Here is a 4,052-nt window from a genome sequence, read left to right as displayed (position 1 = left end):
GTGCCGGCCGCTGGCCAGCACTCCTCCCGGCCCCTGCACAACCGGCCGCCGGCCAGCGGCCGGCACCCGGCTGCTCGTCATCCCTGGTGGTAGACCTCTGCGCCAGCCGCGCGGAACTCCTCCGACTTCTCCTTCATGCCGGCTTCGGCGTAGTCACGCACATCCTGGGTGATCTTCATCGAACAGAAGTGCGGGCCGCACATCGAGCAGAAGTGGGCCAGCTTGTGCGCATCTTTCGGCAGCGTCTCGTCATGGAACTCCTTGGCCTTCTCCGGATCCAGGCCAAGGTGGAACTGGTCTTCCCAGCGGAACTCGAAGCGCGCCTTGCTCAATGCGTTGTCGCGAACCTGCGCCCCCGGATGGCCCTTGGCCAGGTCGGCTGCATGCGCGGCAATGCGATAGGCCATGATGCCGTCGCGCACGTCCTGGCGATTGGGCAGGCCGAGATGCTCCTTCGGCGTCACGTAACAGAGCATGGCCGTGCCGAACCATCCGATCATCGCCGCGCCGATCGCGCTGGTGATGTGGTCGTAGCCCGGTGCGATATCGGTGGTCAACGGCCCCAGCGTATAGAACGGCGCCTCGCCGCACTCACGCAGTTGCTTGTCCATGTTCTCCTTGATCAGCTGCATCGGCACGTGGCCGGGGCCCTCGATCATGGTCTGCACATCATGCTTCCAGGCAGTCTTCGTCAGCTCGCCCAGCGTTTCCAGCTCACCGAACTGCGCGGCGTCGTTGGCATCGGCGATGCAGCCCGGGCGCAGGCCGTCACCCAGCGAGAAGGTCACGTCATAGGCCTTCATGATTTCGCAGATCTCTTCGAAATGCGTGTACAGGAAATTCTCCTTGTGGTGCGCCAGGCACCACTTGGCCATGATCGAGCCCCCGCGGCTGACGATGCCGGTCACCCGCTTGGCGGTGAGTGGCACGTAGCGCAGCAGCACGCCGGCGTGGATGGTGAAGTAGTCCACGCCCTGCTCGGCCTGCTCGATCAGTGTGTCGCGGAAGATCTCCCAGGTCAGTGCTTCGGCGCGGCCGTCGACCTTCTCCAGCGCCTGGTAGATCGGCACCGTACCGATCGCCACCGGCGAGTTGCGGATGATCCACTCGCGGGTTTCATGGATGTGCTTGCCGGTGGACAGGTCCATCACGGTGTCACCGCCCCAGCGGATCGCCCACACCAGTTTCTCTACCTCCTCGGCGATTCCCGAGGAAACGGCGCTGTTGCCGATGTTGGCATTGATCTTGGTCAGGAAGTTGCGGCCGATGATCATCGGCTCGCTTTCCGGATGGTTGATGTTGTTGGGCAGCACCGCGCGGCCGCGCGCGATTTCATCCCGCACGAACTCCGGGGTGATGATCTTCTGGATCGAGGCGCCGAACGCCTCGCCCGGATGCTGCTGCAGCAGGCCCGCATCGCGGATCGCTTCCAGCCGCTGGTTCTCGCGGATGGCAACGAATTCCATTTCCGGCGTGATGATGCCGCGCCGCGCATAGTGCATCTGGGTGACGTTCGCGCCTGCCCGTGCACGGCGCGGCAGGCTGCGGGCGGGGAAGCGCACGGCAGCGAGCTTCGGGTCGTGCTCGCGATCACGCCCGAACGACGAACTCAGGCCTTCGAGCTGCTCGGTATCGCCACGTTCCTCCACCCAGCCGCGACGCAGTGCCGGCAGCCCGGCGGACAGATCGATACGCGCGTCCGGATCGGTGTAGGGGCCGGACGTGTCGTAGACCGTGACCGGTGCATTCTCTTCGCCGCCGAACAGCGTCGGGGTGCGGGTCAACGCGATCTCCCGCATCGGCACCTGCAGATCCGGGCGCGAACCGGGCACGTGGATCTTGCGCGAGCCGGGAATGGGCCGGGTCACGGATTCGGAGAGTTGCTGGGCCTGTTGCTGCAGGGCGGAGAGCTGTGCGTTCATCGGGCATCGTCCAGGAAGGTCAGGGACGAAGCGGCGGCGCACGGCACCCGCGCACGGACGGTCCTTGGGCGGAGTCCGGGCACGGCTGCATTGCAAAGCTTCCCTACGCCGGTATGAGCCGGATCAGGTTCCAAGGGACTGTCTCAACCGTGGCCACATGGCCCGGTACCCCCGCTTCTTGGTGTGCATTAGAGCATAGACCGCCCGCCTCCGGATCTGACCCCAATCGCTATTCGTTAACAGAACCATGACGTCGCGTTCAGTAACGTGCACGTCCGTCGCGCTCCCGCGACCGATGCTTCCTTCGCCGCCGACGCGGCCCCTGCCCGGTTCGCGCCGCATGCCGCCGGCCCTTCGCTGCAAGCTCTGCTCGCTCCCCTCAATCCCTTGATCGGAGAAGCTCCTTCATGGTGTTTCGTGTTTCCATCGCACTGGTTCTGCTGCTGGTGCTGCTTGCCGGTATTGCACCCGGCCCCTTCAATACCGTGGTGCAGAGCATCCTCGGCGAACTCATCCGCGGTATCGGCTGGCTGTACCTGCTGGTGGTGTTCCTGGCCCTGGTGTTCCTGATGTACCTGGCCTTCGGTCGCTTCGGCAACCTGCGCATCGGCGGCGAAGACGCCGAGCCGGAGTTCTCGCGGGCCAGCTGGATGTCGATGCTGTTCGCCGCCGGCATGGGCATCGGCCTGGTTTTCTGGGGCGCAGCCGAGCCGATCTCGCATTTCAGCAAGCCGCCCGAAGGATTGGCGCCAGAGAGCATGGACGCCGCGCGTGCTGCCATGCGCTATGTGTTCTTCCATTGGGGCCTGCACCCGTGGGCCATCTATGCGCTGATCGGCCTGGCAATGGCCTGGTTCCAGTTCAACCGCAACGGCCGTGGCCAGATCAGCGATATGTTGCAACCGATCATCGGCCGTCACCATCGTGGCTGGATCGGGCATATGGTCAACATCTCCGCGGTCGTCGCCACCGCGGTTGGCGTGGCTACAGCACTGGGCTTCGGCACGGTACAGATCGCGGCCGGCGTGGAACGCGTGTTCGGCGTGCAGGCGGGCGTGCCGCTGCAGCTGACCATCATCGCAGTGGCTTTCGTACTGTACATGGCGTCCACGCTCAGCGGCGTCGGCCGCGGCATGAAATGGCTGTCCAACTTCAACCTTGCATTGGCTGCACTGCTGCTCGCGCTGGTGCTGGTACTCGGCCCGACTGGCGCGATCTTCAACACCTTCACGACGACGTTGGGCTCCTATCTCAATCAGCTGGTGACGATGAGCCTGCGCATGTCACCGTTCTCGTCCAGCACCTGGGTCGCGGACTGGACGATCTTCTACTGGGCCTGGTGGATCTCCTGGGCACCGTTCGTGGGTTCGTTCATCGCGCGCATCTCGCGCGGGCGCAGCGTGCGCGAGTTCGTGATCGGCGTGGTGCTGGCACCGACGCTGCTGGGCTTCTTCTGGTTCTCGGTGTTCGGTGGCACCGCGATCTGGATGCAGATCTTCGGCCAGGCCGACCTGCTGCAGGCACTGGGCAACGGCTATGAAACGGTGCTGTTCACCATGTTCGACAGCATGCCGCTGCCGTTGCTGCTGTCGTGCATTGCGCTGGTGCTACTGATGATCTTCTTCGTGACCTCGGCTGATTCTGCGGTACTTGTGCTGGCCAGCATGTCCACGGACGACGCGGGCGAGCCATTGCGCAAGCACAAAGTGGCGTGGGGTGTCGGCATTGCGCTCGTGGCGGGTTCCTTGCTGTTGGCAGGGGGACTGGAGGCGCTGCAGGGCATGATCACCATCGCTGCGCTGCCGTTCGCGCTGCTGATGCTTCTTGTGATGGTGTCCCTGTACCGGGTGCTGGACCAGGAATACACCCGGGAGCGGCGGCAGGCGCAGCGCCAGCGGCACATGATCGATGCGTGGATTGCACGCGAGATGGCGGCGCAGGAGGAGACGCAGGCCGAGGCCGCACGCGCGCACGATCAGGATTGAGGGTGTTTTGCAGCCTGCGGCTGCACCGCTTTTTCAGGCAAGGGCCAAGGTCAAATTCAAAGGCGGTTCTGGGTTGCTGCTGGTTGGGTGGGGGGGGGGGGGGGGGGGGGGGGGGGGGGGGGGGGGGGGGGGGGGGGGGGGGGGG

2 protein-coding genes and 1 riboswitch are annotated in these 4,052 nt (G+C 65.0%); of the genes, one reads left to right on the top strand and one right to left on the bottom strand.

Features of this window, described 5'->3' with window-relative positions:
- Positions 1 to 77: 77 nt before the first annotated feature.
- Positions 78 to 1,922: a phosphomethylpyrimidine synthase ThiC gene (thiC, locus tag ABGA94_RS14790; protein WP_338168012.1), complete on the bottom strand. Its 1,845-nt coding sequence runs from the start codon at positions 1,920 to 1,922 to the stop codon at positions 78 to 80.
- 82 nt (positions 1,923 to 2,004) lie between these two features.
- Positions 2,005 to 2,105, bottom strand: a riboswitch (TPP riboswitch).
- Positions 2,106 to 2,329: 224 nt separating this feature from the next.
- Here thiC and ABGA94_RS14785 point away from each other — a divergent pair.
- Positions 2,330 to 3,907 carry a BCCT family transporter gene (locus ABGA94_RS14785; RefSeq protein WP_111129440.1) on the top strand — a complete coding sequence of 526 codons (1,578 nt, stop codon included), beginning with the start codon at positions 2,330 to 2,332 and terminating at the stop codon, positions 3,905 to 3,907.
- The last annotated feature ends 145 nt before the right edge of the window (positions 3,908 to 4,052 follow it).

This window comes from Stenotrophomonas sp. 3diitr2024, from assembly GCF_042136455.1.
GTDB classification, from domain to species: domain Bacteria; phylum Pseudomonadota; class Gammaproteobacteria; order Xanthomonadales; family Xanthomonadaceae; genus Stenotrophomonas; species Stenotrophomonas sepilia.
This window is presented reverse-complemented; position numbering and strand designations above follow the sequence as displayed.

Bases quoted from the DNA above. Each gene is read 5' to 3' on its own strand.
- thiC (WP_338168012.1), bottom strand. From the start codon at position 1,922: ATGAACGCACAGCTCTCCGCCCTGCAGCAACAGGCCCAGCAACTCTCC.
- ABGA94_RS14785 (WP_111129440.1), top strand. From the start codon at position 2,330: ATGGTGTTTCGTGTTTCCATCGCACTGGTTCTGCTGCTGGTGCTGCTT.